At 51.8% G+C, this 26,375-nt stretch carries 19 protein-coding genes, 5 tRNA genes and 1 other annotated feature; all 24 genes read right to left on the reverse strand.

Annotated elements, in window-relative coordinates; genetic code table 11:
• Nucleotides 1–9: 9 nt before the first annotated feature.
• Nucleotides 10–384, reverse strand: a complete 375-nt coding sequence (gene rpsL / locus Psch_RS09065) for a 30S ribosomal protein S12 (RefSeq protein WP_190239949.1) — start codon at nt 382–384, stop codon at nt 10–12.
• Between the two features lie 46 nt (nt 385–430).
• On the reverse strand, nt 431–682 hold the full coding sequence (locus Psch_RS09070) for a ribosomal L7Ae/L30e/S12e/Gadd45 family protein (RefSeq protein WP_134220147.1): 252 nt from the start codon (nt 680–682) through the stop codon (nt 431–433).
• A 378-nt stretch (nt 683–1,060) separates the two neighbouring features.
• On the reverse strand, nt 1,061–2,560 hold the full coding sequence (locus Psch_RS09075) for an ISLre2 family transposase (RefSeq protein WP_190238768.1): 1,500 nt from the start codon (nt 2,558–2,560) through the stop codon (nt 1,061–1,063).
• Between the two features lie 235 nt (nt 2,561–2,795).
• Complete coding sequence (gene rpoC / locus Psch_RS09080; RefSeq protein ID WP_190239950.1) at nt 2,796–6,302, reverse strand: DNA-directed RNA polymerase subunit beta'; 3,507 nt, start codon at nt 6,300–6,302, stop codon at nt 2,796–2,798.
• 444 nt (nt 6,303–6,746) lie between these two features.
• On the reverse strand, nt 6,747–10,181 hold the full coding sequence (gene rpoB, locus Psch_RS09085; RefSeq protein ID WP_190239951.1) for a DNA-directed RNA polymerase subunit beta: 3,435 nt from the start codon (nt 10,179–10,181) through the stop codon (nt 6,747–6,749).
• A 592-nt stretch (nt 10,182–10,773) separates the two neighbouring features.
• Nucleotides 10,774–11,151, reverse strand: coding sequence for a 50S ribosomal protein L7/L12 (gene rplL, locus Psch_RS09090; protein WP_134220144.1), 378 nt, complete (start codon nt 11,149–11,151; stop codon nt 10,774–10,776).
• 41 nt (nt 11,152–11,192) lie between these two features.
• Entirely contained in the window at nt 11,193–11,720 is a 528-nt protein-coding gene (rplJ, locus tag Psch_RS09095) for a 50S ribosomal protein L10 (protein WP_190239952.1), read from the reverse strand.
• A 365-nt stretch (nt 11,721–12,085) separates the two neighbouring features.
• Nucleotides 12,086–12,227, reverse strand: a sequence feature (ribosomal protein L10 leader region).
• Between the two features lie 13 nt (nt 12,228–12,240).
• Nucleotides 12,241–12,939 (reverse strand): 50S ribosomal protein L1, encoded by a 699-nt coding sequence (gene rplA / locus Psch_RS09100; protein ID WP_190239953.1) that lies wholly within the window; start codon nt 12,937–12,939, stop codon nt 12,241–12,243.
• A 48-nt stretch (nt 12,940–12,987) separates the two neighbouring features.
• Complete coding sequence (gene rplK / locus Psch_RS09105; protein ID WP_134220141.1) at nt 12,988–13,416, reverse strand: 50S ribosomal protein L11; 429 nt, start codon at nt 13,414–13,416, stop codon at nt 12,988–12,990.
• Between the two features lie 288 nt (nt 13,417–13,704).
• Entirely contained in the window at nt 13,705–14,232 is a 528-nt protein-coding gene (nusG, locus tag Psch_RS09110) for a transcription termination/antitermination protein NusG (RefSeq protein WP_134220140.1), read from the reverse strand.
• A gap of 60 nt (nt 14,233–14,292) precedes the next feature.
• Nucleotides 14,293–14,682 (reverse strand): preprotein translocase subunit SecE, encoded by a 390-nt coding sequence (secE, locus tag Psch_RS09115; protein WP_134220139.1) that lies wholly within the window; start codon nt 14,680–14,682, stop codon nt 14,293–14,295.
• Between the two features lie 90 nt (nt 14,683–14,772).
• Complete coding sequence (gene rpmG, locus Psch_RS09120) at nt 14,773–14,922, reverse strand: 50S ribosomal protein L33 (protein ID WP_190239954.1); 150 nt, start codon at nt 14,920–14,922, stop codon at nt 14,773–14,775.
• A gap of 611 nt (nt 14,923–15,533) precedes the next feature.
• Entirely contained in the window at nt 15,534–16,736 is a 1,203-nt protein-coding gene (gene tuf, locus Psch_RS09125) for an elongation factor Tu (protein ID WP_190239947.1), read from the reverse strand.
• A gap of 187 nt (nt 16,737–16,923) precedes the next feature.
• Nucleotides 16,924–17,000: transfer RNA gene (locus Psch_RS09130), tRNA-Met, on the reverse strand.
• 61 nt (nt 17,001–17,061) lie between these two features.
• Nucleotides 17,062–17,137, reverse strand: a tRNA-Thr gene (locus Psch_RS09135).
• 389 nt (nt 17,138–17,526) lie between these two features.
• Nucleotides 17,527–19,026 (reverse strand): ISLre2 family transposase, encoded by a 1,500-nt coding sequence (locus Psch_RS09140; protein WP_190238768.1) that lies wholly within the window; start codon nt 19,024–19,026, stop codon nt 17,527–17,529.
• A 380-nt stretch (nt 19,027–19,406) separates the two neighbouring features.
• Nucleotides 19,407–21,485, reverse strand: coding sequence for a PAS domain S-box protein (locus Psch_RS09145; protein WP_190239955.1), 2,079 nt, complete (start codon nt 21,483–21,485; stop codon nt 19,407–19,409).
• A gap of 180 nt (nt 21,486–21,665) precedes the next feature.
• On the reverse strand, nt 21,666–22,007 hold the full coding sequence (locus tag Psch_RS09150) for a NifB/NifX family molybdenum-iron cluster-binding protein (protein WP_190239956.1): 342 nt from the start codon (nt 22,005–22,007) through the stop codon (nt 21,666–21,668).
• 33 nt (nt 22,008–22,040) lie between these two features.
• Complete coding sequence (locus Psch_RS09155; RefSeq protein WP_190239957.1) at nt 22,041–22,442, reverse strand: DUF134 domain-containing protein; 402 nt, start codon at nt 22,440–22,442, stop codon at nt 22,041–22,043.
• A 453-nt stretch (nt 22,443–22,895) separates the two neighbouring features.
• A complete protein-coding gene (locus tag Psch_RS09160; RefSeq protein ID WP_243123995.1) occupies nt 22,896–23,855 on the reverse strand; it encodes a glycosyl hydrolase family 18 protein in 960 nt (319 codons plus the stop codon).
• 172 nt (nt 23,856–24,027) lie between these two features.
• Nucleotides 24,028–24,103 (reverse strand) — tRNA-Met (locus Psch_RS09165).
• Nucleotides 24,104–24,174: 71 nt separating this feature from the next.
• A tRNA-Tyr gene (locus Psch_RS09170) sits at nt 24,175–24,259 on the reverse strand.
• A gap of 30 nt (nt 24,260–24,289) precedes the next feature.
• Nucleotides 24,290–24,365 (reverse strand) — tRNA-Thr (locus Psch_RS09175).
• A 354-nt stretch (nt 24,366–24,719) separates the two neighbouring features.
• Nucleotides 24,720–26,219 (reverse strand): ISLre2 family transposase, encoded by a 1,500-nt coding sequence (locus tag Psch_RS09180; RefSeq protein WP_190238768.1) that lies wholly within the window; start codon nt 26,217–26,219, stop codon nt 24,720–24,722.
• Nucleotides 26,220–26,375 lie beyond the last annotated feature (156 nt).

Below are 26,375 nucleotides of genomic sequence, written 5' to 3' on the forward strand. Positions count from 1 at the left end.
TAATAAATTTTACTTTTTAGGCCTCTTGGCGCCGTATTTGGAGCGAGCCTTGTTCCTGTTCTGCACTCCCGCGGAATCCAGGGCGCCGCGCACGATGTGATACCTGACGCCAGGTATATCCTTGACCCTGCCGCCTCTTACCAAAACGACCGAGTGCTCCTGCAGGTTGTGTCCAATACCGGGAATGTAGGAGGTAACCTCAACACCGTGGGTGAGTCTGACACGTGCTACTTTACGCAGGGCGGAGTTCGGCTTTTTAGGGGTGGTAGTGTAAACCCTGGTGCAGACACCCCTCTTTTGTGGACACTCCTTCAAGGCCGGAGCCGTGGATTTTTTCGTAGTTTCTTGACGACCGCTGCGGATCAGTTGGCTGATGGTTGGCATATCGATGCACCTCCTTTCTTGCTGCTAAAGTATAGGAAAAATACTATTATTCCTCAACTACGGCTGCCGACGCGCAGCCCACCTCAATGTGACAGGCCTTGCCCAGCGCCAGCATGGAATCTACCTCGATCACCGGAATACCTTTGGCGGTACTTGCCTGTATAATAGGTTCGATGACATGCCGGTCCGCGCCCTGGGCTACGTAAACCACCTTGGCGCGACCTTTTTCAATGGCCTTCAGGGTCTCTTTGGAACCGACCGTTCTTTTCTTGGCTGCCATCAGCCTCTTGTAAGCCATGCCGGCTTACACCTCCCACAGTCCAGACACACTCAAATATCTTATCACTTGATGGAGCCATTGTCAATAATTCCTTCCGTTGGGGATGCTGTCAAGTTAAAGTGGGTCGTATCCGATAATTTCCAATGCAACTCAACCAGGTTATAAATTTGACACGATATAGATTGCAAAAAATTTAAAACACGGTGGCGGCGGCCTTGACTGCCACCCCCACGCATGGTCTGATAAAACATGCCGACGGGGTGGCTCCGGGAACATGTCTACAAAGATAGCGAACCCGTCGTTTCTCCCATTATACCATGCGTGTGGCCCCCGGCAGTCAAGGCTACCCTGACGGCGCCGCCCAAAAAAAGCCTCAGGGATTCACCAAAAACATGTCTAAAAAATCCAATCTAAAGTGAGACGGCTAATTAGTAATGCCAGTTCCCGGCTTTTCTGATTGGGTCCATAAGCTGCCGGCAAGGATGCCCGTACCCAATCCCCAGGATCTTTTGCAGCCAGGCCATCTGTTTGTCTTCTGGCCCAATAGCCGTCCTGAACTCGTACCGGCTCACTCTCTGGAGTAGGCGGCCCTGGCAGGCGAAGAATATCTATAAGATTACCGTTTCTTTTTGCACAACGAACATGGGCGAGATTGTCAGATCCGTTTACCGACCAGGAAGCCCCCTGATGTTTAAACCGACGGGCAATGGTATGCCCCACATTGGGTTCGATAACTCCCAATCCCCGGGCCGGGGAAGGGCAGGGACGGTTTCTTTCCCGCCAGTCGGTAATCCCTTCCCAAACGCTATTGATTAGGCTTTGGAAAGCTCTTAGTTTTTCTTTTCTGGTTTCGTTTGGTTCTTCAATGATCAACGTCCTTAAAAACATATTGAAAGCGGCCCGGCTGTTCGTGTCGTTCGTATAGAGGATTTTCTCGAGTTTTTTTCTGTGCTGGGGGTTAAACAGGCTAATAAGATCCCTTTTTAAGTGGAACCGGCAGTATTGATATTCGGCCCCTAAAAGATCGGCTCCTTCCCGGATCCAGTCGGCTCCGTCCCCGGCAATAATTTTTCTTGGGCAGCCGTCAAGATCGTAGAGCCGGCTTAAACGCCGTTCTAAGGCGCCCCAAAATTCTTCTCCTTTTCCGTGGTAAATGAAGTAAGTGGGGTTGATCAGTTTTGCTCTGCCATTCGGACCTTCTTCCCACCCTTCATAAACTACCGCTGTTTTTAACTCAAAGCGTCTCTGCTCACTTCTTTTGTGCCGGCGCTGTTGTTTGATCATCGCTCCGTCTACTTCGACAACCAATAAAGGGACAACACGGATACCGGTACCGTCTAAGCCAGTTTCCCCATCCCATTTCTTGAGGTGTTCACCGGCTACTTGGACATCCCGATGGATGGTCTCGTGGCTGATGCTCACCCCCAAAGTGGTCTTTAAGGTTTCTTTTGCCTTCCTGTAGGTTTGTTCGGCGGCAAGCATTACGGCTATTTCGCTCAACCGGGCAGAGACATGCGCTCTTGCTGGTATACCCAGCAGTTCGTCCAGCAAAAAGGTGTAAGCGTAAGCTCCGCTTAAAGTGCGCTTTTTGTAGTAGCGTCTTGGGTAGCTGAGCACCCCCAGGGTGGTTTCGAGGCTTCGCTCCCTTATTTCAACTACTTCCCAACCCTCCCGTTCGGCCGAGTAAAGTATGAGCCGATCAAGGTGTTCTAAAAATGCAGTCAGCATCTGAATCAAGTAGTCTCTGGCAATGGTAAATAGTTCTTTTTCTAAAGTATTGAAATTTGTCTTTCCGGCAAGTACACTGTTAAGTAAAGTACTCACTCTTTTCTCTTGCAGCCAGGAACTTTCTTTCAGATAGTCTTGGGCTGCTTGGATTTGGGGTGATGTATTCACTAGAAGAAACCTCCTTTGTCGGTTTGGCTTACTTGCATTGGAGGTTTTCTTCTTTTCTCCGTGGAAAAACTCCTTGTCTTTTCGCCTGGAGATTACTGGTGATCACCCACAGTTATTTTACAGCTACTCCGTTGGGTCGTGGGATGTGGGAAGCAGGGGGACGGTTCTTTTGCTTCCTTCCTCCGGGCAGGAAGGAAGCAAAAGAACCGTCCCCCTGCTTCCAAACTGCTTTCTTTTAGAGCGGGGTCTCCAGGTAGAGGGCGTCGCCGGCTTCCGGCAGGGTGTCCTCTTCGTCCAGGTCGACCATATCCTCATCCGCGTTGACGCTGATATTGCGGTAGCGCGACATGCCGGTCCCGGCGGGGACAAGCTTGCCGATAATCACGTTTTCCTTCAGGCCCAAAAGAGGGTCCGTCTTGCCCTTGATGGCCGCCTCGGTCAGCACCCGCGTGGTTTCCTGGAAGGAGGCCGCCGACAGGAATGAGTCTGTGGCCAGGGAGGCCTTGGTGATACCCAGAAGCACCGGCTTGGCCGTGGCGGCTTCTCCTCCGTTGGCCAGGGCCTTGTTGTTCTCTTCCTCGAACTCGAAGATATCGATCAGCCCGCCGGGCAAAAGGTCGGTGTCGCCGGGCTCTTCTATTTTCACCTTGCGCAGCATCTGGCGGATCATTACTTCGATATGCTTATCGTTGATATCCACGCCCTGCAGGCGGTACACCCGCTGCACTTCATGGAGCAGGTAAACCTGCACCCCCTGCACGCCTTTGATTTTTAATAGATCGTGCGGGTTGACGGAACCCTCGGTAAGTTCATCACCGGCATATACATGCTCGTCGTCCCTTACTTTGAGACGGGCGCCGTAGGGCACCTGGTAGACGGTCTTTTCGCCGTCATCGCCGGTGACCTCAATTTCCCGGCGGCCCTTGACCTCGCGCACGGCAATTACACCGTCGGTCTCGGCTACAATGGACTGGCCCTTGGGCCGGCGGGCTTCAAATAGCTCCTCTACCCTCGGCAGACCCTGGGTGATATCGTCCCCGGCCACACCGCCGGTGTGGAAGGTGCGCATGGTCAACTGGGTGCCCGGCTCGCCGATGCTCTGGGCGGCAATGATGCCCACCGCCTCCCCTATATCCACCTTGCGGCCGGTGGCCAGGTTGCGGCCGTAGCACTTGATGCAGACCCCAAAACGGGTCCGGCAGGTTAAAACCGAGCGGATTTTAACTTTTTTGATGCCGGCCGCCAGGATCCTCTGCGCCTGTTCTTCAGTGATTTCCGTGTCGGCTTGGGCCAGTACTTCACCGGTTTCGGGATGCTTGATATCTTCAAGCGCCACCCGTCCGATAAACCTGTCCTCCACCTTTTCAATAACCTCTGTGCCGTCCTTGATTTCCATTACCTCGATGCCCTGGGTGGTGCCGCAGTCGACCTCGCGGACGATTACGTCCTGGGCCACGTCCACCAGCCGGCGGGTGAGATATCCGGAGTCGGCGGTCCGGAGCGCCGTATCGGCCAGGCCCTTCCTGGCGCCGTGCGTGGAGATAAAGTACTCCAGTACGGTCAGGCCTTCCCGGAAGTTTGCCTTAATGGGCAGGTCGATAATCCGCCCGGAGGGGTCGGCCATCAGGCCGCGCATGCCGGCCAGCTGGCGGATCTGCTGGATGTTGCCGCGAGCCCCGGAGTTGGCCATCATGTAGACCGGGTTGAATCGGGCAAGGGTCGTAATCAAGGCGTTGGTTACGTTTCTGGTGGCTTCGTTCCAAATCCCGATCACGGTGCGGTAGCGCTCGTCGTCGGTAATCAAGCCGCGCCGGTACTGCGTTTCCACTTTTTCAACAGTCTGCTCGGCCTCTTTGAGAATTTCTTTTTTAGCCTCGGGAATAGTGATGTCCTGGATGCCGATGGTGACACCGGCCCTGGTGGCATAGGTGAAGCCCAGCTTCTTGATCCCGTCCAGGAGCTTGGTGGTTTCCGAGAAACCCAGCTTGCGGTAGCAGTCGTCGACGATCCTGCTTAAGACCTTTTTCTCCGCCACCTGGTTGATAAAGCCCAGTTCCCTGGGGATTACTTCATTAAATATCACCCTGCCCACCGTGGTTTCCATCAGGCCCAGCCCGTCGAGACGGACCTTGATTTTGGCGTGCAGAGAGACGCATTTATTTTCATAGGCCATCACGGCCTCGTCACTGCTTTTAAAACACATGCCCTCGCCTAAATCATTCTCCCGCTCCATGGTCAGGTAGTAGCTTCCCAACACCATGTCCTGGGTTGGAATCGCAACCGGCTTCCCGTCCTTGGGGTTCAAGATGTTGTTGGCTGACAGCATCAAAAGCCTGGCTTCGGATTGCGCCTCGGCTGACAGGGGCACGTGCACCGCCATCTGGTCACCGTCGAAGTCGGCGTTGTAAGCGGTACATACCATCGGGTGAATCTGGATGGCCTTGCCTTCTACCAGCACCGGCTCAAAGGCCTGAATGCCCAGACGGTGCAAGGTGGGGGCGCGGTTTAACAGCACCGGGTGCTCATAAATAACTTCTTCGAGGACGTCCCAGACCTCGGGGCGCACCCGCTCAACCATCCTCTTGGCGCTTTTGATGTTGTGGGCGAAGCCTTCATTAACCAGGCGCTTCATAACAAAGGGCTTGAACAGTTCCAGCGCCATTTCTTTGGGCAGGCCGCACTGGTGTATGTGCAGTTCCGGCCCGACCACGATGACCGAGCGGCCGGAGTAGTCGACCCGCTTGCCGAGAAGGTTCTGGCGGAAACGGCCCTGTTTGCCTTTGAGCATATCGGAGAGCGATTTCAAAGGCCGGTTGCCGGGACCCGTTACCGGGCGGCCGCGGCGGCCGTTATCGATTAAAGCGTCCACCGCCTCCTGCAGCATCCTCTTTTCGTTGCGCACGATAATATCCGGCGCGCCGAGGTCCAAAAGCCTCTTTAAGCGGTTGTTGCGGTTGATCACACGGCGGTAGAGGTCATTTAAGTCTGAGGTGGCAAAACGGCCGCCGTCCAGCTGCACCATGGGGCGCAGTTCCGGTGGAATGACCGGGACCACATCCAGGATCATCCACTCCGGCCGGTTGCCCGATTTGCGGAAGGCTTCGACCACCTCCAGGCGGCGGATCGCCCGGATCCTGCGCTGTCCCGTGACCTCTTTGAGTTCATGGCGCAGTTCGTAGGCCAGCTCCTCCAGGTTGATTTCCTCCAGGAGCTTCTTAACAGCCTCGGCGCCCATGCCGGCTTTAAAGGCCGCGCCGTATTTTTCCCGGTTTTCGCGGTACTCGGACTCGGTCAGGAGCTGTTTTTTAATCATTCCGGTTTCACCGGGGTCTGTTACTATATAGGAAACAAAGTAGAGGACCTTTTCCAGCGCCCGCGGGGACATATCCAACAGGAGCCCCATGCGGCTGGGAATGCCCTTGAAGTACCAAATATGTGACACCGGAGCCGCCAGTTCAATGTGGCCGAGCCTCTCGCGGCGGACCTTGGAGCGGGTCACCTCTACACCGCACCGGTCACAGATGACCCCTTTATAGCGGACCCGCTTATACTTGCCGCAATGGCATTCCCAGTCCCGCGTGGGTCCGAAAATGCGCTCGCAGAATAGCCCGTCTCTTTCGGGCTTGAGCGTGCGATAGTTGATAGTCTCGGGCTTTTTGACCTCGCCGCTGGACCAGGCAGTGATTTGTTCGGGAGAGGCAAGGCCAATCCGGATCCGTTCAAAGTGGTTTAAATCTATCAAAAAGGACGCCTCCTTTTGGGACGTGAGTCGTGGGACGTGGGACGTGGGAACCGGGTATTCCTTTTGGGGCCCTGGTTCGCCGCCGGTCACCATCCTCACTTATCACGAAATCCGCGCATTTTGGGACGTGAGCCGTGAGTCGTGAGTAGTAGGAACCGGGCATTCCTTAGTGGTCCTTAGTCAGGAATAGTGCCATGACTCACGTTTTAACTCACTTCACTTTTTAACATATTTGCACTGCGAACAGTTTCAATAATTCATACTGCATTCCTTTTGGGTCGTGGGACGTGGGTCGTGAGACGTGGGAACCGGGTATTTCTTTTGGGTCTCTTATGCATCGCCGGTCAACATCCTCACTTATCACTAAATCCATACTTTTTGGGACGTGAGTCTTGGGTCGCAGGTCTTTTTCTCACGTCCCACGTCCCACGTCTCACGTCTAATTTAATCCAGGTCTTCGTCGAGATCAAAATCTTCGTTCAGGAAGTCCTCGTTGAACTCGTCGTCCTCGGAGATTTCGGTATCGGTATCGGCTTCGCCTTCTTCTTCCTGTTCATCCACCGGGGTATCGTCCGACTGGATATCTATGCCAAGTTCCTTGGCGGTCTCGGTGATATCTTCTTCTACTTCTTTAATCTCTATTTCCTTGTCTTCTTCGGAGAGGACCTTGACGTCCAGCCCCAGGCTCTGGAGTTCCTTGATCAACACTTTAAAGGACTCCGGGACACCCGGTTCCGGCACGTTTTCTCCCTTGACGATGGCTTCGTAGGTTTTGACCCGCCCGACCACGTCGTCCGATTTGACGGTGAGGATTTCCTGCAGGGTGTAGGCCGAACCATAGGCTTCCAGCGCCCACACTTCCATTTCTCCAAAGCGCTGTCCGCCGAACTGGGCCTTGCCGCCCAGGGGCTGCTGGGTGACCAGGGAGTATGGCCCGGTGGAACGGGCGTGAATTTTGTCGTCCACCAGGTGGGCAAGCTTCAGCATATATACATAGCCAACCGTGACCGGATTGTCAAAAGGCTGCCCCGTGCGCCCGTCAAACAGGGTCATTTTGCCGTTTTCGGGGAGCTCCGCCTTTTTGAAGAATTCCTGAATGTCCTTTTCAGAAGCTCCGTTAAAGACCGGCGTAGCGATGTGATAGCCCAAAGTCTTGGCCGCCCAGCCAAGGTGAGTCTCCAGGACCTGTCCAATGTTCATCCGTGACGGAACGCCCAGCGGATTTAAAACGATCTCGATCGGAGTCCCGTCCGGCATAAAGGGCATATCCTCTTCCGGCAGGATGCGGGCGATGACGCCCTTGTTGCCGTGCCGGCCAGCCATTTTATCCCCTTCCGATATTTTTCTTTTCTGGGCGATATAGACCCGCACCAGCTGGTTCACTCCGGGGGGGAGTTCATCCCCGTTGTCACGTGAGAATACCTTGACGTCAACTATTTTCCCGGCCTCGCCGTGCGGCACCCGCAGGGAGGTATCGCGCACTTCCCTGGCTTTTTCGCCGAAGATGGCCCGCAGGAGCCGCTCTTCCGCGGTCAGTTCCGTCTCTCCCTTAGGGGTAACCTTGCCGACCAGGATATCGCCGGGCCTGACTTCGGCGCCGGTCCTGATGATACCCCGGTCATCCAGGTCTTTTAGAATTTCCTCACCCACGTTCGGGATGTCCCTGGTGATTTCCTCGGGACCCAGTTTGGTATCGCGGGCGTCGCACTCGTATTCCTCTATATGAATGGAAGTGAAAAAATCTTCTTTAACTGCCTTCTCGCTGACCAGGATGGCGTCCTCATAGTTGTAGCCCTCCCAGGGCATGAACGCCACCAGGATATTGCGGCCCAGGGCCAGCTCGCCGTACTCTGTGGATGGACCGTCGGCGATAATCTGGCCTGCTTCCACCTGCTGGTTCCGCCGCACAATCGGCTTCTGGTTGATGCAGGTACCCTGGTTGGAACGGGTAAATTTTAAAAGTTTGTAGCGGTCAAGCGCGCCGCTTTGCGTCCTGATTTCGATATCGTTGGCAGTTACCCTTTCCACTATGCCGCTATTTTTGGCAATAACCACGACCCCGGAATCACGGGCGGCCTTGTATTCCACCCCGGTGCCGACCAGGGGCGCCTGTGCTTTCAGTAGAGGCACGGCCTGCCGCTGCATGTTGGCGCCCATCAGGGCCCGGTTGGCGTCGTCGTGCTCCAGGAAGGGGATCAGCGCCGTGGCGATGGAAAAGACTTGTTTGGGTGAAACGTCCATATAGTCGACCCTGTCGGGAGGGACAACTACGATATCCGGGTTACGGGCGTTGACCCGGTTGCCGATAAACCAGCCGTCCTCGTCCAGGAGGGCGTTGGCCTGGGCAATCACAATGCCTTCCTCTTCGTCTGCAGTGAGGTAGTGGATCTCGTCGGTGACTTTCTTGTTTTCCTTGTCGACCTTGCGGTACGGAGTCTCAATAAAACCAAATGAGTTGATGCGCGCGTACGTGCTGAGCGAACCGATCAACCCGATGTTGGGACCTTCAGGGGTCTCGATCGGGCACATCCTGCCATAGTGAGAATGGTGCACGTCCCTGACCTCAAAGCCGGCCCTTTCACGGGAGAGCCCGCCCGGGCCCAGCGCGGAGAGGCGGCGTTTATGAGTAAGCTCGGCCAGCGGGTTGGTCTGGTCCATGAACTGGGACAGCTGGCTGGAGCCGAAAAATTCTTTGATCGCGGCTACTACCGGGCGGATGTTGATCAGCACCTGGGGAGTGATCACGTCCACGTCCTGGATGGTCATCCTTTCTCTGACCACCCGTTCCATCCTCGACAGGCCTATGCGGAACTGGTTCTGCAGCAGCTCGCCGACAGAGCGCAGCCTGCGGTTGCCCAAGTGGTCGATATCGTCGACTTTACCCTCGCCGTTCATGAGCCCTAAAAGGTAACGCACGGCTTCTATAATATCTTCCCTGGTCAGTTCCCTGATAAAGTCGCGGTCCTTGGGAACTTCCTTCTTTAAAAACTCGTCATACTCGGTTTCTCCGCCGTCGTTTTCACCGTAACGGTAAAGTATGCCGTGCTTTAATTTCTTCTGTAGTTTATAACGGCCGACGTTGGCCAGGTCGTAACGTTTGGGGTCGAAAAATAGGGCGGACAACAGGGAACGGGCGCTGTCCACGGTGGGAGGCTCCCCCGGCCGCAGGCGCTTGTAGATTTCTACCAGGGCTTCTTCCTCGGTGTCGGTGTTGTCCCTGGAAAGCGTCTCCTGGATGTTATTGTCCCCGTCGAACAACTCTGTAATCATGACGTTGGAACTGTAGCCCAAGGCCCGGATCAGGACCGTGGCAGGGACCTTCCTGGTACGGTCGATCCTTACAAAAATGTGGTCGTTCACGTCTGTCTCAAACTCCAACCAGGCGCCGCGGTTGGGTATAATAGTGGCGGTAAACAGCTTCTTGCCGCTGGGGTCGATGGACTCGGCGTAATACACACCGGGAGAGCGGACCAACTGGCTCACGATAACTCTTTCCGCCCCGTTAATGATAAAGGTGCCCTTTTCAGTCATCAGGGGAAAATCCCCCATGAAAACTTCCTGCTCCTTGACCTCCCCTGTTTCCTTGTTGATCAGCCTGACTTTGACCCGCAGGGGAGCAGCGTAGGTTACGTCTCTTTCCTTGCATTCCTCTACAGAGTATTTAGGCTCACCCAGGGTGTAGTCCAGGAATTCCAAAACCAGGTTTCCGGTAAAGTCCTGGATCGGGGAAATGTCCTGAAAAACCTCCCGCAGGCCCTCCTTCAAAAACCAGCTGTAAGAATTGCGCTGGACCTCAATCAGGTTGGGAAGCTCCAGCACTTCCTTCAATTTGCCAAAGCTATAGCGTACCCCGGGCCCGACTTTTTCCGCATAAGCCATCGCGCGCACCACACCCCCGTATATTTATGGACAGGATAAACTTATGTTTACTAATCCAGACAATGCAAAAGCAAGGCTTTGTAATCTGACAATACCTCGCTTTTGATACATTATGACTATCTAAAATATTATTTCCAGGATACAACCTGGTAATACATTTAATTCCATATATAAGCAACAAAAAGTATAACCGTACTGTGGTGACATTTTATAATGATAGCACATTAAGCCTGAATTGTCAAAAGATATATTGGAGAAATTAAAAAATTTTGGTGGGATTTTAAGCTGGATGTGCGAATGAAATTGCACCTGCAGTTGAGCAATATTGTAGCAGCCAAAATGTTTTCAGGGTAGTTGCTCACGCCGCTATCGCGACGCCACGTATCATGAAAACACCAGCCGATGTAGGTGGTACACGGCGCGCCAGCGCAGAACTTGTGGCAGCCCATGTTGCATTTGTGCGAATGAATTCGCACCTACATTTTCAGAGCAGTTGTCCATGCCGACGGCTGCAGCCTGCAGAGGCGAGGCCTGTCCAGGAGAAAATACCGGCCGGACGGCTCCAATCAGCAGTCCGGCCGTCTCTGAATTCTTATTTAATATCCACGGATGCGCCCACGTCGGTAAGTTTGGCCTTGATAGCTTCGGCTTCTTCCTTGGAGATTTTTTCTTTAACCGGCTTGGGTGCGCCGTCAACCAGATCTTTGGCTTCTTTCAAACCAAGGGCGGTGATTTCCCGGACAACCTTGATCACGTTGACCTTCTTGTCGCCTACGGCGGTGAGAATGACGTCAAATTCGGTCTGTTCTTCTACCGCTGCCGGCGCGGCGGCAGCGCCCGGGGCGGCGGCCACGGCCACGGGGGCGGCGGCGCTTACGCCGAATTCCTCTTCAAAAGCTTTGACCAGTTCGGCCAGTTCCAGAACGGTCATACCCTTAACGGCTTCGAGAATCTCTTGGACTTTAGACATATTTTTGTAAACCTCCTGAAATTTTAATGTATATGTTCATGCTACGCTTCGCCGGCCCGCTGCTTGCGAACAGCTTCCAGGGCATAGACGAAACTGCGCAGGGTCCCCTGCAGGACTCCTGCAAAACCGTAGAGCGGGGCTTGCATACTGCCCAGCACCTTGGCCAGAAGCACTTCCCGTGAGGGCAGGTCGGCCAGTTCCTTGACAGCCTTGGCGTCAATCACCTTACCATCCAGCACTCCAGCCTTGATCTCCATCTTTTTGGCTTCACGGATAAAATCTGCCAACACTTTGGCGGGGGCAACCGGGTCACTGCTGAAGGCAATCCCAACCGGACCTTCCAGAAATGGCTCCAGGGCATCCAGTCCCTGTTTTTTCACCACCAGACCCACCAGAGTGTTTTTGGCCACTTTAAATTCACAGCCGGCTTCACGCAGACGGCGGCGAAGGCGTGTCGCTTCAGCCACGTTCAACCCGCGGTAGTCCGCCAGGATGGCAACCTTGGCACTATCAAATTTTTCCTTTAACTCTTCAATGATGACTTCCTTTTCAGCTTTGCTAATAGGCACTTTTCTAAAAACACCTCCTTTCATGGGACGTGAGATGTGAGACGTTAGACGTGGGTATATACTGCATTTCTCTGGGGTCAAAGGAAGCAGGGGGACGGTTCTTTTGCTTCCTTTTTCTAAAAATAGACGCAGTCGCCGCAGTCGCAGGCTGTAAAGCATAGGAGATAAGTAAGATTGATTAGTATGCATCGTTTGGCAGATCGAGTTACGCCTTACGCCTGACCATCGAGGAATGCTGGGAAGCAAGAGAACCGTCCCTCTGCTTCCGTAGTGGGTTACTGGATGTCGGAACCTAGTATCTCTTTAAGGCTCTTAACCCCATCGCATGATTCCCAAAAGGAATGCATGCATACCCACGTCTCACGTCCCACGACTAAATAGGGCCTCTGCAGACACACACAGAGGCCCTTCGTTTCTCCAAACGATAGGTTTAAGTCAGGCCTCGGCTGGCGGCGGTGAGCCATTATGCTAAGCACCAGCGGTCTACAGCTTTTATGTTGTAATTTATATTGGGCACGCTTTAAGCGGTTATTTTCTGAGTATTAACCTTCACGCCGGGTCCCATTGTAGACGATACCGAAATGCCTTTGAGGTACTGTCCTTTGGCGGCGGCAGGCTTGGCGCGGATCAGGGTGTCAATCAAGGTGCGCAGGTTTTCCAGCAGCTTATCCGTGTCAAAGGAAACCTTGCCGATGGGGGCGTGAATGTTGCCGGCTTTATCTACCCGGTATTCAATTTTCCCCGCCTTGACTTCCTGTACCGCCCTTACTATATCAAAAGTAACCGTGCCGGTCTTGGGGTTGGGCATCAGGCCGCGGGGACCCAGGATCCGTCCCAATTTACCGACGTTACCCATCATATCGGGGGTAGCGATGGCCACATCGAACCCCAGCCAACCCTCTTGCTGAATTTTGGCCACCATGTCCTCGGCTCCGACAAAGTCAGCGCCGGCATCTTCAGCTTCCTTAGCTTTATCACCCTTGGCAAATACCAGCACAGTCCTGGTCTTACCAGTGCCGTGAGGCAGTACAACAGCGCCCCTCACCTGCTGGTCGGCGTGACGGGGATCGACTCCCAGCCTTACCGCTACTTCAACGGTTTCGTCAAATTTACCTGGAGCTATTTTCTTTACCAAAGCGAGCGCCTCGGCAGCTTCATAAACGACGCTGCGGTCAAGCTGCTTGGCGGCTTCCGTATACTTCTTGCCGTGTTTCGGCATGCTTCCAACCTCCTTGTGGTGTTAACGGAAACGCTTCCTCCCACCTTATTATCCCTCAATGATGTCAATACCCATACTGCGGGCTGTGCCCTCAACCATCCTCATTGCAGCTTCAATATCGGCCGCATTCAGATCGGGCATTTTGAGCTCGGCAATTTCGCGCACCTTGGCGCGGGGAAGCTTGGCTACCTTTTTCTTGTTGGGTTCCCCGGACGCAGTTTCCAGACCTGCTGCTTTCTTGAGCAGTACCGCGGCAGGCGGGGTTTTGGTGACAAAGGTAAAGGAACGGTCTTCATAAACGGTGATTTCCACCGGGATAATCAGGCCGGCCTGAGCGGCAGTGCGCTCATTGTATTCCTTGACAAAAGCCATAATATTAACCCCATGCTGGCCCAGAGCCGGACCCACCGGAGGAGCTGGAGTCGCTTTTCCTGCCGGAACCTGAAGCTTGACGATGGCTGATACTCTTTTTGCCATTAGCTGTCACACCTCCTTTCGAAAGACGTGGATAATGGGTCGTGAGACGTGGGACGTGAGTCATGAGTATGCATGTATTCCTTGTAAGCCATGCTGTATATTCATGATAATAATGCATTACCCCGGAACGGGCGTAAGCCGTAGGGCGTAAGCCGTATTTTATGCTGTATCCCCAAGGTCGGGCATAGGGCATAAGGCGTAAAGCGTATTGTATACCGTATTCCTTCGGGGTCAAAGATTTGTGCGAATGAATTCGCACCTGCATTGCCGGGTGTCTTGAGTTTGCTTTTAGGAGATTTTTTCTACCTGGGTGAAGTCGAGTTCAATCGGGGTTTCACGCCCAAACATGGATATGATAACACGTATTTTAGCCTTCTCCACGTTGATATCGTCAATTGCGCCGATAAAGTTCTCAAACGGACCGCTAATCACGCGGACGTTCTCACCCATGCTGAAATTAACGCGGGTCCGGATTTCCTCCCCGCCCAACTGCCGGATAATCTGCCTGGCCTCACCCTCGTCCAGCGGGATCGGCTTCGAGCCGGAGCCGACAAAGCCGGTAACACCGGGAGTATTACGGACAACATACCAGGAGTCATCGGTCATAAACATTTCCACAAGGACATAGCCAGGGAAGATCTTACGCTTGGAGATCTTTTTCTTGCCGTCCTTCATTTCAATTTCGTCTTCCATCGGGACCAGAATACGAAAGATTTTTTCCTCCATATTCATGGACTCAATACGCTTTTCAAGGTTGGCTTTTACTTTGTTCTCATAGCCGGAATAGGTATGAACAACATACCACAACTTCTCCATAAAATACAAGGGACCCATTTGGTAATGTTAGGTCCCTCACCCCCTCAGCAGATAATATCTTTAAAGAAGAAAATTGAGCACAAAACTCAATGCTGAGTCGAAGAGCCAGATCAGGACTCCAACTGCCACAACTGCTACTACAACAACTGAGGTGTATATGATTATCTCCCGGCGATTAGGCCAGTGCACCTTTTTGAGCTCGTTAAGCGTTCCCTTAAAAAACTTCTGCACCTGCTCGAGACGATTGACCTGCTCCTTTTTAGCCGGCAAGTCTTTCTTGGCGGGAGGCTCTTTTTTGGCGATCTCTTTTTTTTCTTTGTTCAAGACGATATCTCTTTTGGCTATATCCTTCCCGGATGTATCCTTTCTGTCCAGACCATCCCGCTTAACTGTGTCTTTTTTTGCCTGATCCTTTTTATTGCTGCTGTCCTGCTTCTTCGTAACAGCCATTTTTGCCACGTCCTTATTTTTTTTAAAAAATGTCCCAACACGAGCTATACCTGCGTTGTTCATCCCCGTGGAAAGCGGCTTGTCATGTTGTTACCTGGTCTCCTTGTGCAGGGTATGGGTTTGGCAGAACTTGCAGTATTTTTTCATTTCGATACGGTTAGGGTCATTTTTCTTATTTTTCGCGGTTGTGTAATTGCGACGTTTGCACTCGCTGCAGGCCAATGCAACACCTACTCTCAACGATGCCACCTCCCCCAAAACCAAAAAAAAAATTTATATGCCTTTTTTGTGAATACCTTATCAAATTTAACACAATTAAATATGGATGTCAATAGTTTCCCTGTACGGGAATTGAATAGTAGGGTAGGTATTGCAGGTATAGTTTTATTTTAACAAACTTCCTGCCTTTTTATACCACCCAATGGGACGTGAGTTGAGTCGTGAGACGTGGGACGTGAGTATATACTGCATTCCTTTTGGGTCGGACGTAAACCGTGCTGTATGCTGTATTCCCGAAGGTCGGGCGTAGGCCATACGGCGTAGGGCGTATTGTATACTGCATTTCTCTTGGGTCTAAGAATTGGGCGAATGAATTCGCACCTACATTTTTGGTCGTGAGTCGTGGGACGTGGGACGTGAGTATATTTTGCATTCCTTTTAGTTTAAGATTTGACACTTCCCAAAATGTAGGCGCCATTTCAATCGCACAACGGCGCGTCAGCGCCGCACTTGGACATCTAATGGTCGTGGGTCGTGGGACGTGAGACTTGGGTATATGCTGCATTCCTTTGGGGTCAAAGATATATAGGACAATGCATTCACGTCTGTCACACGTTCACTTACCGTATCGGTTACTCTCTGACGCCTGTTACAACGCCGGCGCCCACGGTGCGGCCGCCTTCACGGATGGCGAAGCGCAGTCCTTCTTCGATGGCGATCGGGGTGATCAGGTCAATGGAGATCTTGACGTTGTCCCCGGGCATTACCATCTCGACACCTTCGGGCAGGTGCGCCACGCCGGTCACGTCGGTGGTACGGAAGTAGAACTGGGGACGGTAGCCGTTAAAAAACGGGGTGTGCCGCCCGCCTTCTTCTTTGGTCAGGACGTATACTTCAGCGTTGAATTTCGTGTGCGGCTTGATGCTGCCGGGCTTGGCCAGCACCTGGCCCCGCTCGATCTCTTTGCGGTCCACGCCCCGCAACAGGCAGCCGATGTTGTCGCCGGCCTGGCCGCTGTCCAAAAGCTTCCTGAACATCTCAACCCCGGTTACGACGGTCTTGCGCGGCTTCTCGGTGAAACCTACGATCTCCACTTCTTCCTGCACCTTAATCTGGCCGCGCTCTACACGCCCGGTGGCCACGGTGCCGCGCCCGGTAATCGTGAACACGTCTTCCACCGGCATCAGGAAGGGCTTGTCAATGGCCCGCTGCGGCGTCGGTATATAGGAGTCCACCGCGTCCATCAGTTCCCAGATCGATTTGCACCACTGGCAGTCTCTCTTGCCGCAGGCGCATTCCATGGCTTTTAATGCGGAGCCGCTGATAATCGGGGTATCGTCGCCGGGAAATTCGTAGGAAGAAAGCAGTTCGCGCACTTCCATGTCTACCAGTTCCAACAGCTCGGGGTCGTCAACCTGGTCGGCTTTGTTCAGATAGACAACGATGTAGGGAACGCCGACCTGGCGGGACAGCAGAATGTGCTCGCGGGTCTGGGGCATGGGGCCGTCGGCGGCGGATACGACCAGGATCGATCCGTCCATCTGGGCGGCGCCGGTGATCATGTTCTTGATGTAGTCGGCGTGGCCCGGGCAGTCAACGTGGGCATAGTGCCGTTTTTCTGTTTCGTATTCTACGTGGGCGGTGTTGATCGTGATGCCACGGGCGCGCTCTTCAGGAGCGTTGTCGATTTCATCGTACTTCTTGACTGACGCGCCGCCTACGGTTGACAGCACCATGGTGATGGCGGCGGTAAGTGTGGTCTTGCCGTGGTCTACGTGGCCGATGGTTCCGATATTAACGTGGGGTTTGGTGCGTTCGTACTTTTGCTTTGCCATTGGTCTTTTAAACCTCCTTACACATTCACAACCAGTAATTTACATGATTTTAAATTATTCCCACACCTGTTTAAACTTATACCATACTGTGGAAAACGATAATTAATTCTGCGTTATGGGCAAAAATCCTCCCCGCACAGAAAAATAAAGACAGGTGATTATTATCATCACCCGCCTGTTATCTGCATGGTAGCGGCGCAGGGACTTGAACCCCGGACACCACGGGTATGAACCGTGTGCTCTAACCAGCTGAGCTACGCCGCCATATTCGGTTGCCAGTCGTCGGAGGCCGGATGTCTGATTTCTGACGTCTGACCTCTGAATTTGGAGCCGCTAACCGGGATTGAACCGGTGACCTCATCCTTACCAAGGATGCGCTCTACCTACTGAGCTATAGCGGCATTATAAAAGGGGCCTTGAACACGGTAACTTACCGGCCCCGCAGAATATAGAGTAGCATATCATCGCGACATTTGTCAAGCAAGGTTTCTCTGGTGATGCTGTCAAGTTAAAGTGGGTCGTATCCGATAATTTCCAATGCAACTCAACCAGGTTATAAATTTGACACGATATAGATTGCAAAAAATTTAAAACACGGTGGCGGCGGCCTTGACTGCCACCCCCACGCATGGTCTGATAAAACATGCCGACGGGGTGGCTCCGGGAACATGTCTACAAAGATAGCGAACCCGTCGTTTCTCCCATTATACCATGCGTGTGGCCCCCGGCAGTCAAGGCTACCCTGACGGCGCCGCCCAAAAAAAGCCTCAGGGATTCACCAAAAACATGTCTAAAAAATCCAATCTAAAGTGAGACGGCTAATTAGTAATGCCAGTTCCCGGCTTTTCTGATTGGGTCCATAAGCTGCCGGCAAGGATGCCCGTACCCAATCCCCAGGATCTTTTGCAGCCAGGCCATCTGTTTGTCTTCTGGCCCAATAGCCGTCCTGAACTCGTACCGGCTCACTCTCTGGAGTAGGCGGCCCTGGCAGGCGAAGAATATCTATAAGATTACCGTTTCTTTTTGCACAACGAACATGGGCGAGATTGTCAGATCCGTTTACCGACCAGGAAGCCCCCTGATGTTTAAACCGACGGGCAATGGTATGCCCCACATTGGGTTCGATAACTCCCAATCCCCGGGCCGGGGAAGGGCAGGGACGGTTTCTTTCCCGCCAGTCGGTAATCCCTTCCCAAACGCTATTGATTAGGCTTTGGAAAGCTCTTAGTTTTTCTTTTCTGGTTTCGTTTGGTTCTTCAATGATCAACGTCCTTAAAAACATATTGAAAGCGGCCCGGCTGTTCGTGTCGTTCGTATAGAGGATTTTCTCGAGTTTTTTTCTGTGCTGGGGGTTAAACAGGCTAATAAGATCCCTTTTTAAGTGGAACCGGCAGTATTGATATTCGGCCCCTAAAAGATCGGCTCCTTCCCGGATCCAGTCGGCTCCGTCCCCGGCAATAATTTTTCTTGGGCAGCCGTCAAGATCGTAGAGCCGGCTTAAACGCCGTTCTAAGGCGCCCCAAAATTCTTCTCCTTTTCCGTGGTAAATGAAGTAAGTGGGGTTGATCAGTTTTGCTCTGCCATTCGGACCTTCTTCCCACCCTTCATAAACTACCGCTGTTTTTAACTCAAAGCGTCTCTGCTCACTTCTTTTGTGCCGGCGCTGTTGTTTGATCATCGCTCCGTCTACTTCGACAACCAATAAAGGGACAACACGGATACCGGTACCGTCTAAGCCAGTTTCCCCATCCCATTTCTTGAGGTGTTCACCGGCTACTTGGACATCCCGATGGATGGTCTCGTGGCTGATGCTCACCCCCAAAGTGGTCTTTAAGGTTTCTTTTGCCTTCCTGTAGGTTTGTTCGGCGGCAAGCATTACGGCTATTTCGCTCAACCGGGCAGAGACATGCGCTCTTGCTGGTATACCCAGCAGTTCGTCCAGCAAAAAGGTGTAAGCGTAAGCTCCGCTTAAAGTGCGCTTTTTGTAGTAGCGTCTTGGGTAGCTGAGCACCCCCAGGGTGGTTTCGAGGCTTCGCTCCCTTATTTCAACTACTTCCCAACCCTCCCGTTCGGCCGAGTAAAGTATGAGCCGATCAAGGTGTTCTAAAAATGCAGTCAGCATCTGAATCAAGTAGTCTCTGGCAATGGTAAATAGTTCTTTTTCTAAAGTATTGAAATTTGTCTTTCCGGCAAGTACACTGTTAAGTAAAGTACTCACTCTTTTCTCTTGCAGCCAGGAACTTTCTTTCAGATAGTCTTGGGCTGCTTGGATTTGGGGTGATGTATTCACTAGAAGAAACCTCCTTTGTCGGTTTGGCTTACTTGCATTGGAGGTTTTCTTCTTTTCTCCGTGGAAAAACTCCTTGTCTTTTCGCCTGGAGATTACTGGTGATCACCCACAGTTATTTTACAGCTACTTCTCTGGTTATTTTGCCTCGAGTTTGGCAGCAGTTTCACATCTGACGAGTCGCCCGTAGAAGAAGAAAACTTAACAATAATGCAGCTAACCCGCGACATTATCAAGGAGTTGGTAAGACACGGTATCTTTAGAGAATTAAAACTCAGCTATGTGGGTGAGGCCTTTTCACACCGCATATCTTAAGAGCATTGCGAATGAATTCGCACCTACATTTGAGCGGCATTGCAGCGGCCGAAATGTTTTCAGGGCAGTTACTGCCCCGCGTTGTCCGGACGAAGGAACCTGAAGAAAAAGGTGGAGCCGTCGGAGCCGGTCTCAATCTTTATTGTCGCCCCGTGGCGCGCGGCAATACTGTAACAAACCGCCAACCCCAGCCCGGTGCCCTGCTCCTTGGTAGTGAAAAACGGGTTGCCGATTTTCTCAATGATGTCAGGTCCTATTCCCGTGCCCTGATCCTGGACCGACAGGACCACCTCATTGCCCTCGGTAAAAGTCCTTATAGTCAGGCAGCCCCCGGGGGGCATTGCCTCCAGCCCGTTGCGCACCAGGTTTAAAATAACCTGGCGTATTTCTTTTTCATCGAAGGGCAAATCCGGAATATCTCCAAGATCAACTTCGGCATACTTGTCCTGGATCAGCGCGCTTGCAAGAATTAACGGGAAAACAGCTTCTATAATTGCGTTCAGGCTCTGGACCTTAAAGAGTACCGCCCTGTCCTTGGCCAGAGAGAGAAATTCCTGAATAATTGAATTGGCCCGGTCCAGTTCCTCAATCATCAAATCAAGGTACTCTTTATATTTGAGACACTCGGGCTTACCCCTCAAAACCTGTAAAAGACCGCGCACCGACGTCATCGGGTTTCTGATTTCGTGGCCGAAGCTGGCGGCCATTTCGCCGACAAGGTGGAGCCGGTCCAGGCGGACCATTTCCCCTTCCACCTGCCTTCGCCTGGTAATGTCCCTGACGATAGCCACCGCGCTTTCCTTTCCCCCGATGACGGCCCGTTTTAAGCTTACTTCAATTGACAAGGACGACCCATCACTATCCTTCAGCACACTCTCAAAAAGCAGCGGTTCCCCTTTGGCGGCCTCCGCCATCCACTTTGCCGTACTATCCCGTGTGTACTGCGGCAGGTTGATGAGCCGTCCGTCCAGATCCGGGCTGCTCTCCAGCGGCTTGCAGCCGAACAATTGACAAGCTTTTTGGTTGACATCGGTAACGACGCCGGTGTGCAGATCATGCACCAAAATGGCGTCATCGGCCCCGTCGAATATTGCCCGGTAGTTGGCCTCCGAGATGCGGAGGGCATCTTCGGAGCGCTTGCGGTGAACGGCAATGGCGTAGAGATCCGCCAGGCGCTCGATCAGCGACAGATCCTGCTCCCTGTAATCGCGGGGTGAATTGGCCAGAGTGACGAGTCCAACCAGCGTTTCGTTAAAAATAGCCGGAGCGGCGATTACACGGTCGATGGGGATATGGCCGGGAGGCGTTCCTGCTGAACGCGGGTCTTGAGCAGGGGTGTTGGTCAGCAGTGATTTTTTGTTCCGGATGACCCACCCGCCCAAATCACCAAAGCGCTTGTAGACAATGTCCTTGTCTTTAACCTTACAGTTATCCCAGATATCCTTGGTCATGGTACAACAAATGAGATAACCCGTCTCAGGCTCGATATAGCCGACATAACCGTATTTGCTGCCGGTAAGGCGCTTGGCATGATCCAGCACCAGGATGGAAATATCCTCAATCGCGGCAGGTGATAGAAGCTTGCGTGAGAGTTCGGTGATAGCCAGGCTTATCTCCAACTGCCGCGAAAGGGCTTCCTCCACCTGCCTGCGCTTTACTATTTCCAGCGAAAGCTGCCGGTTGAGCTTTTTATACCCGGCTGTACGATCGAGCGCCATTTGCTCAAGCCAGGCCCGGCCTTGTTGTAGTTCATTATCCAACAGCTTGAGCCTGGTAATGTCTCGTACAATTATTCCCAGCATGTAGCCTTTGGCGGTCATGATGGAAAAAGCCGTCATCTGAATAATTTTGCGTATTCCATCGGGCCACTGAATAGCTGCTTCGCCCATGGCCGGGGATCGCCCGGTTTCCAGCATATGCAAGATGTTTGTTTTGAGCCTTTCGTATAAGGCCTTTGTTTTAGTCTTACTTGACAATAATTGGAAATACACATCCCAGCAAGGGCGTCCCACTACCTCGCTGCGCTTTAGCCCTGTAATATGTTCCAAACTGCTGTTCCATTCGATAAATCCTCCCTGCTCGTCGGCAAAAGCAATTCCGTCAAATGACTGCTCCAAGATAAAGCTGTACAAACTTTGGTTGCTCAAGGCGTCCTCCGATATTTTGGCAAAATATTTCCTTATCCAGGTAAATTCAGCAAAAAACCGGAAACTCCTTTGTTTTTGTGTAAAATTTCATAAATAAAGGAAGTCAAGGAAGCAGGGGGACGGTTCTTTTGCTTCCTTTTTTCGGAAGCAAAAGAACCGTCCCCCTGCTTCCCCTGCTTCCTAGCGGGCGTGGTTTCCACTACCTCGACAAGCGGCCCCAGTTAGCAGTTCGCCGCTGAGGAAATCCTTGGCAACCTGTTCTACCTCACCGGAGGCTCTGGTGATAACCCGTATGCCGTTGTAAAAAAACATTTCCACCACCGGGCGGCTGATCACATTGGCGATAACGACCTCCACCCCTTCGTTCTGAAACATACCGACCAGGTCTCCCAGAGCAGTTTCGCTGGTGAGAATTTTTTTGCCGGTGATCATACCGTCATCCGCTTCAACGATGATGAATTCACCATTCCTGCCAAAATATTCATCCACCGTGCCATTCAGGTAAGGCATCGCAATTTTCATCTTCTGTGACTCCCTTGTTAATTGACTTTTGCTTTACTCAGTTATCTGCCAGTCTTTTTGGGCGCAGGCCGGGCAAACAGTGCGCCTGCAGCAGACTGTTCCCACCCATTGATGACCGCAACGGCGACACTCCAGTTTGTGTTGGGCCAATTTAAAGCTGCCTCCGGTTACTTTCAAGGCTGCCCCATTAATCAGAGCAAATGCAATTTTTTTTCTGGCCGAGGCCAGGATGCGGTGAAAGGTAGGCCGCGAGACCAACATCTTTTCAGCGCATTCTTCATGCTCCAGCTCCAGTAAATCTCTAAGCCGGATAGCCTCAATTTCTTCCACAGAAATAACAACCTCATCAAGTTCTGTACCCGGTATTCCCGCAGGCTTAAAGCAGGTAACCATGGGAAACTGCTCCACTCTCCTGCATTTTGGCGGTCTAGGCATGCGATCACCTCTTTACTTAAAAGACTCTATATTATAATTCTCAATTTTCCCCCATCATACAGCGCTGAAAGGGTGCGGGTCAACAGAATACTTGCCGGGGCAGTTCCACATGAATAATTATATAAATAATATTGAGCATATGTCAATAATACAACAAAGCGCTGTAATCGCTTACAATAATTGAGAGAAATTTAAATTTTCTTTAATGGATTTTTAATAAATTGCTGGTAGGCTGTTTTAAAAGGCTTCTGGAGGGATTAGTTTGATTAATGCGCTTATTTTGATTATCCTTGTCGTAGCGTTAATCGGTATTTTGGGAACGATCATGTGAAATATTGCAATAAAAGCTCAACACCAAGCGCCCCAATCCTTTGGGAAGCTTGGTGTTAGTTTCAATGACGGTACTATAGCGGTCTGCTGTGGGGATAGCTCCTTCTTAGTAACAATCAGCTTTCAGCGCATCCTCAGCAATTCCCAAATTCGCGGATCCTCCAGACCCAGCCTCCACACAGCGATACCCATTATCCCTTCTTGAAAAGCCAGGTTTAGTTTTACTGCAAAGCTCCGCACATCTTCAAACCAGACAATATGGTTTACTCCATTTGCCGTGTAGGTGTAGGTTGATTCCTGCGCCTCTTCATCATAGCGGATGGCAACTCCATGGCGGGAGGCGGTGGTTATAGCTTCTTCGAAGGACAGTTCCCTGGGAAGTTCTGTCCCGGGGGACCAATCACGCCCGTACACGGCCATTCCCAGACGGATCTTTTCCCGCGGTATCACTGACAAGGCATAGGTCAGCACTTGACGGACAAAGCCGTAAGAGGCGATGGGACCGGGAATTGCGACATGTTCATCGTAAGCCAGGAGATACAGCTGGTCGCTGTACCTGGCCAGGTCGGAGTAGCTGAACGCCCCCGAAAATGGGTGGGCCGGATCGTCTTTAAGTTCAGGAGGAACGGATATGGTAACCAAAAGCCCATACGGTTTTAATGCCGTATAAAGCTCTGCCATAAACATAGTCAAATACTGTCTGTCTTCCGGCGGCACAAATTCAAAGTCCACATTCACGCCAATAAACCTTTTACTAAGGAGCATATTTAAAATGTTTATTATAAGAGTCTGGCGCAGGCTGGGGATGGTCAAAATCTTGTGAATGGCTCCGGCCAAATTATAGACTAAAGCCACCACAGGCAGGCCTAATTGCTGCAGCGTCGCCAGAGTATCGGGGTCGGACTGGTCACTCAGGGTCCCCTGCTCGGTTGCCCCAAACCAGTAGGGGACAAAATAAGTAATATCTTTACCGTGAACCTGCAGATCCACCAGCGCCCAAGGATCCGTAACGTAATACCAATTGTTTTCAAAATAAAACCGCTGTCTTAACATTGGCTTTCCTGTATCATTCGGCAAGCGCATTTTAAGCATTCCTTTTTTCCTATAATATACATTGACGGCAAGGAATGTCACATTAAATCAAATAAAAGAACCGGCTGAGCCGGCAGGTTAAATATCCGCTCTAAGATTATTGCATGGTCCTCCGGCTCCTAAATTAAAAAACCCCGCAATTGCTTGCGAGGATTGATTTCTTTGGTTGCGGGGAGGGGATTTGAACCCCTGACCTTCGGGTTATGAGCCCGACGAGCTACCAGCTGCTCTACCCCGCGATATCGACAAAACTTATTATATCATATCAGGAGCCCTTTGTCAAACGACCAGGGCCCCCGCTTAAAAGCGATGGTGGAGGGGGCTGGATTCGAACCAGCGAAGTCGTCGACGGCAGATTTACAGTCTGCTCCCTTTAGCCACTCGGGAACCCCTCCATATTTAGATGTGGGTATCGCTTCTCAGTTTGGAGCCGGCGATGGGACTCGAACCCGCAACCTGCTGATTACAAGTCAGCTGCTCTGCCAATTGAGCTACGCCGGCGCTGACACAGTAGCTATTATAAGCTATTATGGCGGTGCTGTCAACCTGAAATAAATTGGCGATGCTGTCAAGTTAAAGTGGGTCGTATCCGATAATTTCCAATGCAACTCAACCAGGTTATAAATTTGACACGATATAGATTGCAAAAAATTTAAAACACGGTGGCGGCGGCCTTGACTGCCACCCCCACGCATGGTCTGATAAAACATGCCGACGGGGTGGCTCCGGGAACATGTCTACAAAGATAGCGAACCCGTCGTTTCTCCCATTATACCATGCGTGTGGCCCCCGGCAGTCAAGGCTACCCTGACGGCGCCGCCCAAAAAAAGCCTCAGGGATTCACCAAAAACATGTCTAAAAAATCCAATCTAAAGTGAGACGGCTAATTAGTAATGCCAGTTCCCGGCTTTTCTGATTGGGTCCATAAGCTGCCGGCAAGGATGCCCGTACCCAATCCCCAGGATCTTTTGCAGCCAGGCCATCTGTTTGTCTTCTGGCCCAATAGCCGTCCTGAACTCGTACCGGCTCACTCTCTGGAGTAGGCGGCCCTGGCAGGCGAAGAATATCTATAAGATTACCGTTTCTTTTTGCACAACGAACATGGGCGAGATTGTCAGATCCGTTTACCGACCAGGAAGCCCCCTGATGTTTAAACCGACGGGCAATGGTATGCCCCACATTGGGTTCGATAACTCCCAATCCCCGGGCCGGGGAAGGGCAGGGACGGTTTCTTTCCCGCCAGTCGGTAATCCCTTCCCAAACGCTATTGATTAGGCTTTGGAAAGCTCTTAGTTTTTCTTTTCTGGTTTCGTTTGGTTCTTCAATGATCAACGTCCTTAAAAACATATTGAAAGCGGCCCGGCTGTTCGTGTCGTTCGTATAGAGGATTTTCTCGAGTTTTTTTCTGTGCTGGGGGTTAAACAGGCTAATAAGATCCCTTTTTAAGTGGAACCGGCAGTATTGATATTCGGCCCCTAAAAGATCGGCTCCTTCCCGGATCCAGTCGGCTCCGTCCCCGGCAATAATTTTTCTTGGGCAGCCGTCAAGATCGTAGAGCCGGCTTAAACGCCGTTCTAAGGCGCCCCAAAATTCTTCTCCTTTTCCGTGGTAAATGAAGTAAGTGGGGTTGATCAGTTTTGCTCTGCCATTCGGACCTTCTTCCCACCCTTCATAAACTACCGCTGTTTTTAACTCAAAGCGTCTCTGCTCACTTCTTTTGTGCCGGCGCTGTTGTTTGATCATCGCTCCGTCTACTTCGACAACCAATAAAGGGACAACACGGATACCGGTACCGTCTAAGCCAGTTTCCCCATCCCATTTCTTGAGGTGTTCACCGGCTACTTGGACATCCCGATGGATGGTCTCGTGGCTGATGCTCACCCCCAAAGTGGTCTTTAAGGTTTCTTTTGCCTTCCTGTAGGTTTGTTCGGCGGCAAGCATTACGGCTATTTCGCTCAACCGGGCAGAGACATGCGCTCTTGCTGGTATACCCAGCAGTTCGTCCAGCAAAAAGGTGTAAGCGTAAGCTCCGCTTAAAGTGCGCTTTTTGTAGTAGCGTCTTGGGTAGCTGAGCACCCCCAGGGTGGTTTCGAGGCTTCGCTCCCTTATTTCAACTACTTCCCAACCCTCCCGTTCGGCCGAGTAAAGTATGAGCCGATCAAGGTGTTCTAAAAATGCAGTCAGCATCTGAATCAAGTAGTCTCTGGCAATGGTAAATAGTTCTTTTTCTAAAGTATTGAAATTTGTCTTTCCGGCAAGTACACTGTTAAGTAAAGTACTCACTCTTTTCTCTTGCAGCCAGGAACTTTCTTTCAGATAGTCTTGGGCTGCTTGGATTTGGGGTGATGTATTCACTAGAAGAAACCTCCTTTGTCGGTTTGGCTTACTTGCATTGGAGGTTTTCTTCTTTTCTCCGTGGAAAAACTCCTTGTCTTTTCGCCTGGAGATTACTGGTGATCACCCACAGTTATTTTACAGCTACTAAATTGGCTCCGTCTCCAAGTGTGTCCC

Source organism: Pelotomaculum schinkii (assembly GCF_004369205.1).
GTDB classification, from domain to species: Bacteria; Bacillota; Desulfotomaculia; order Desulfotomaculales; family Pelotomaculaceae; genus Pelotomaculum_C; species Pelotomaculum_C schinkii.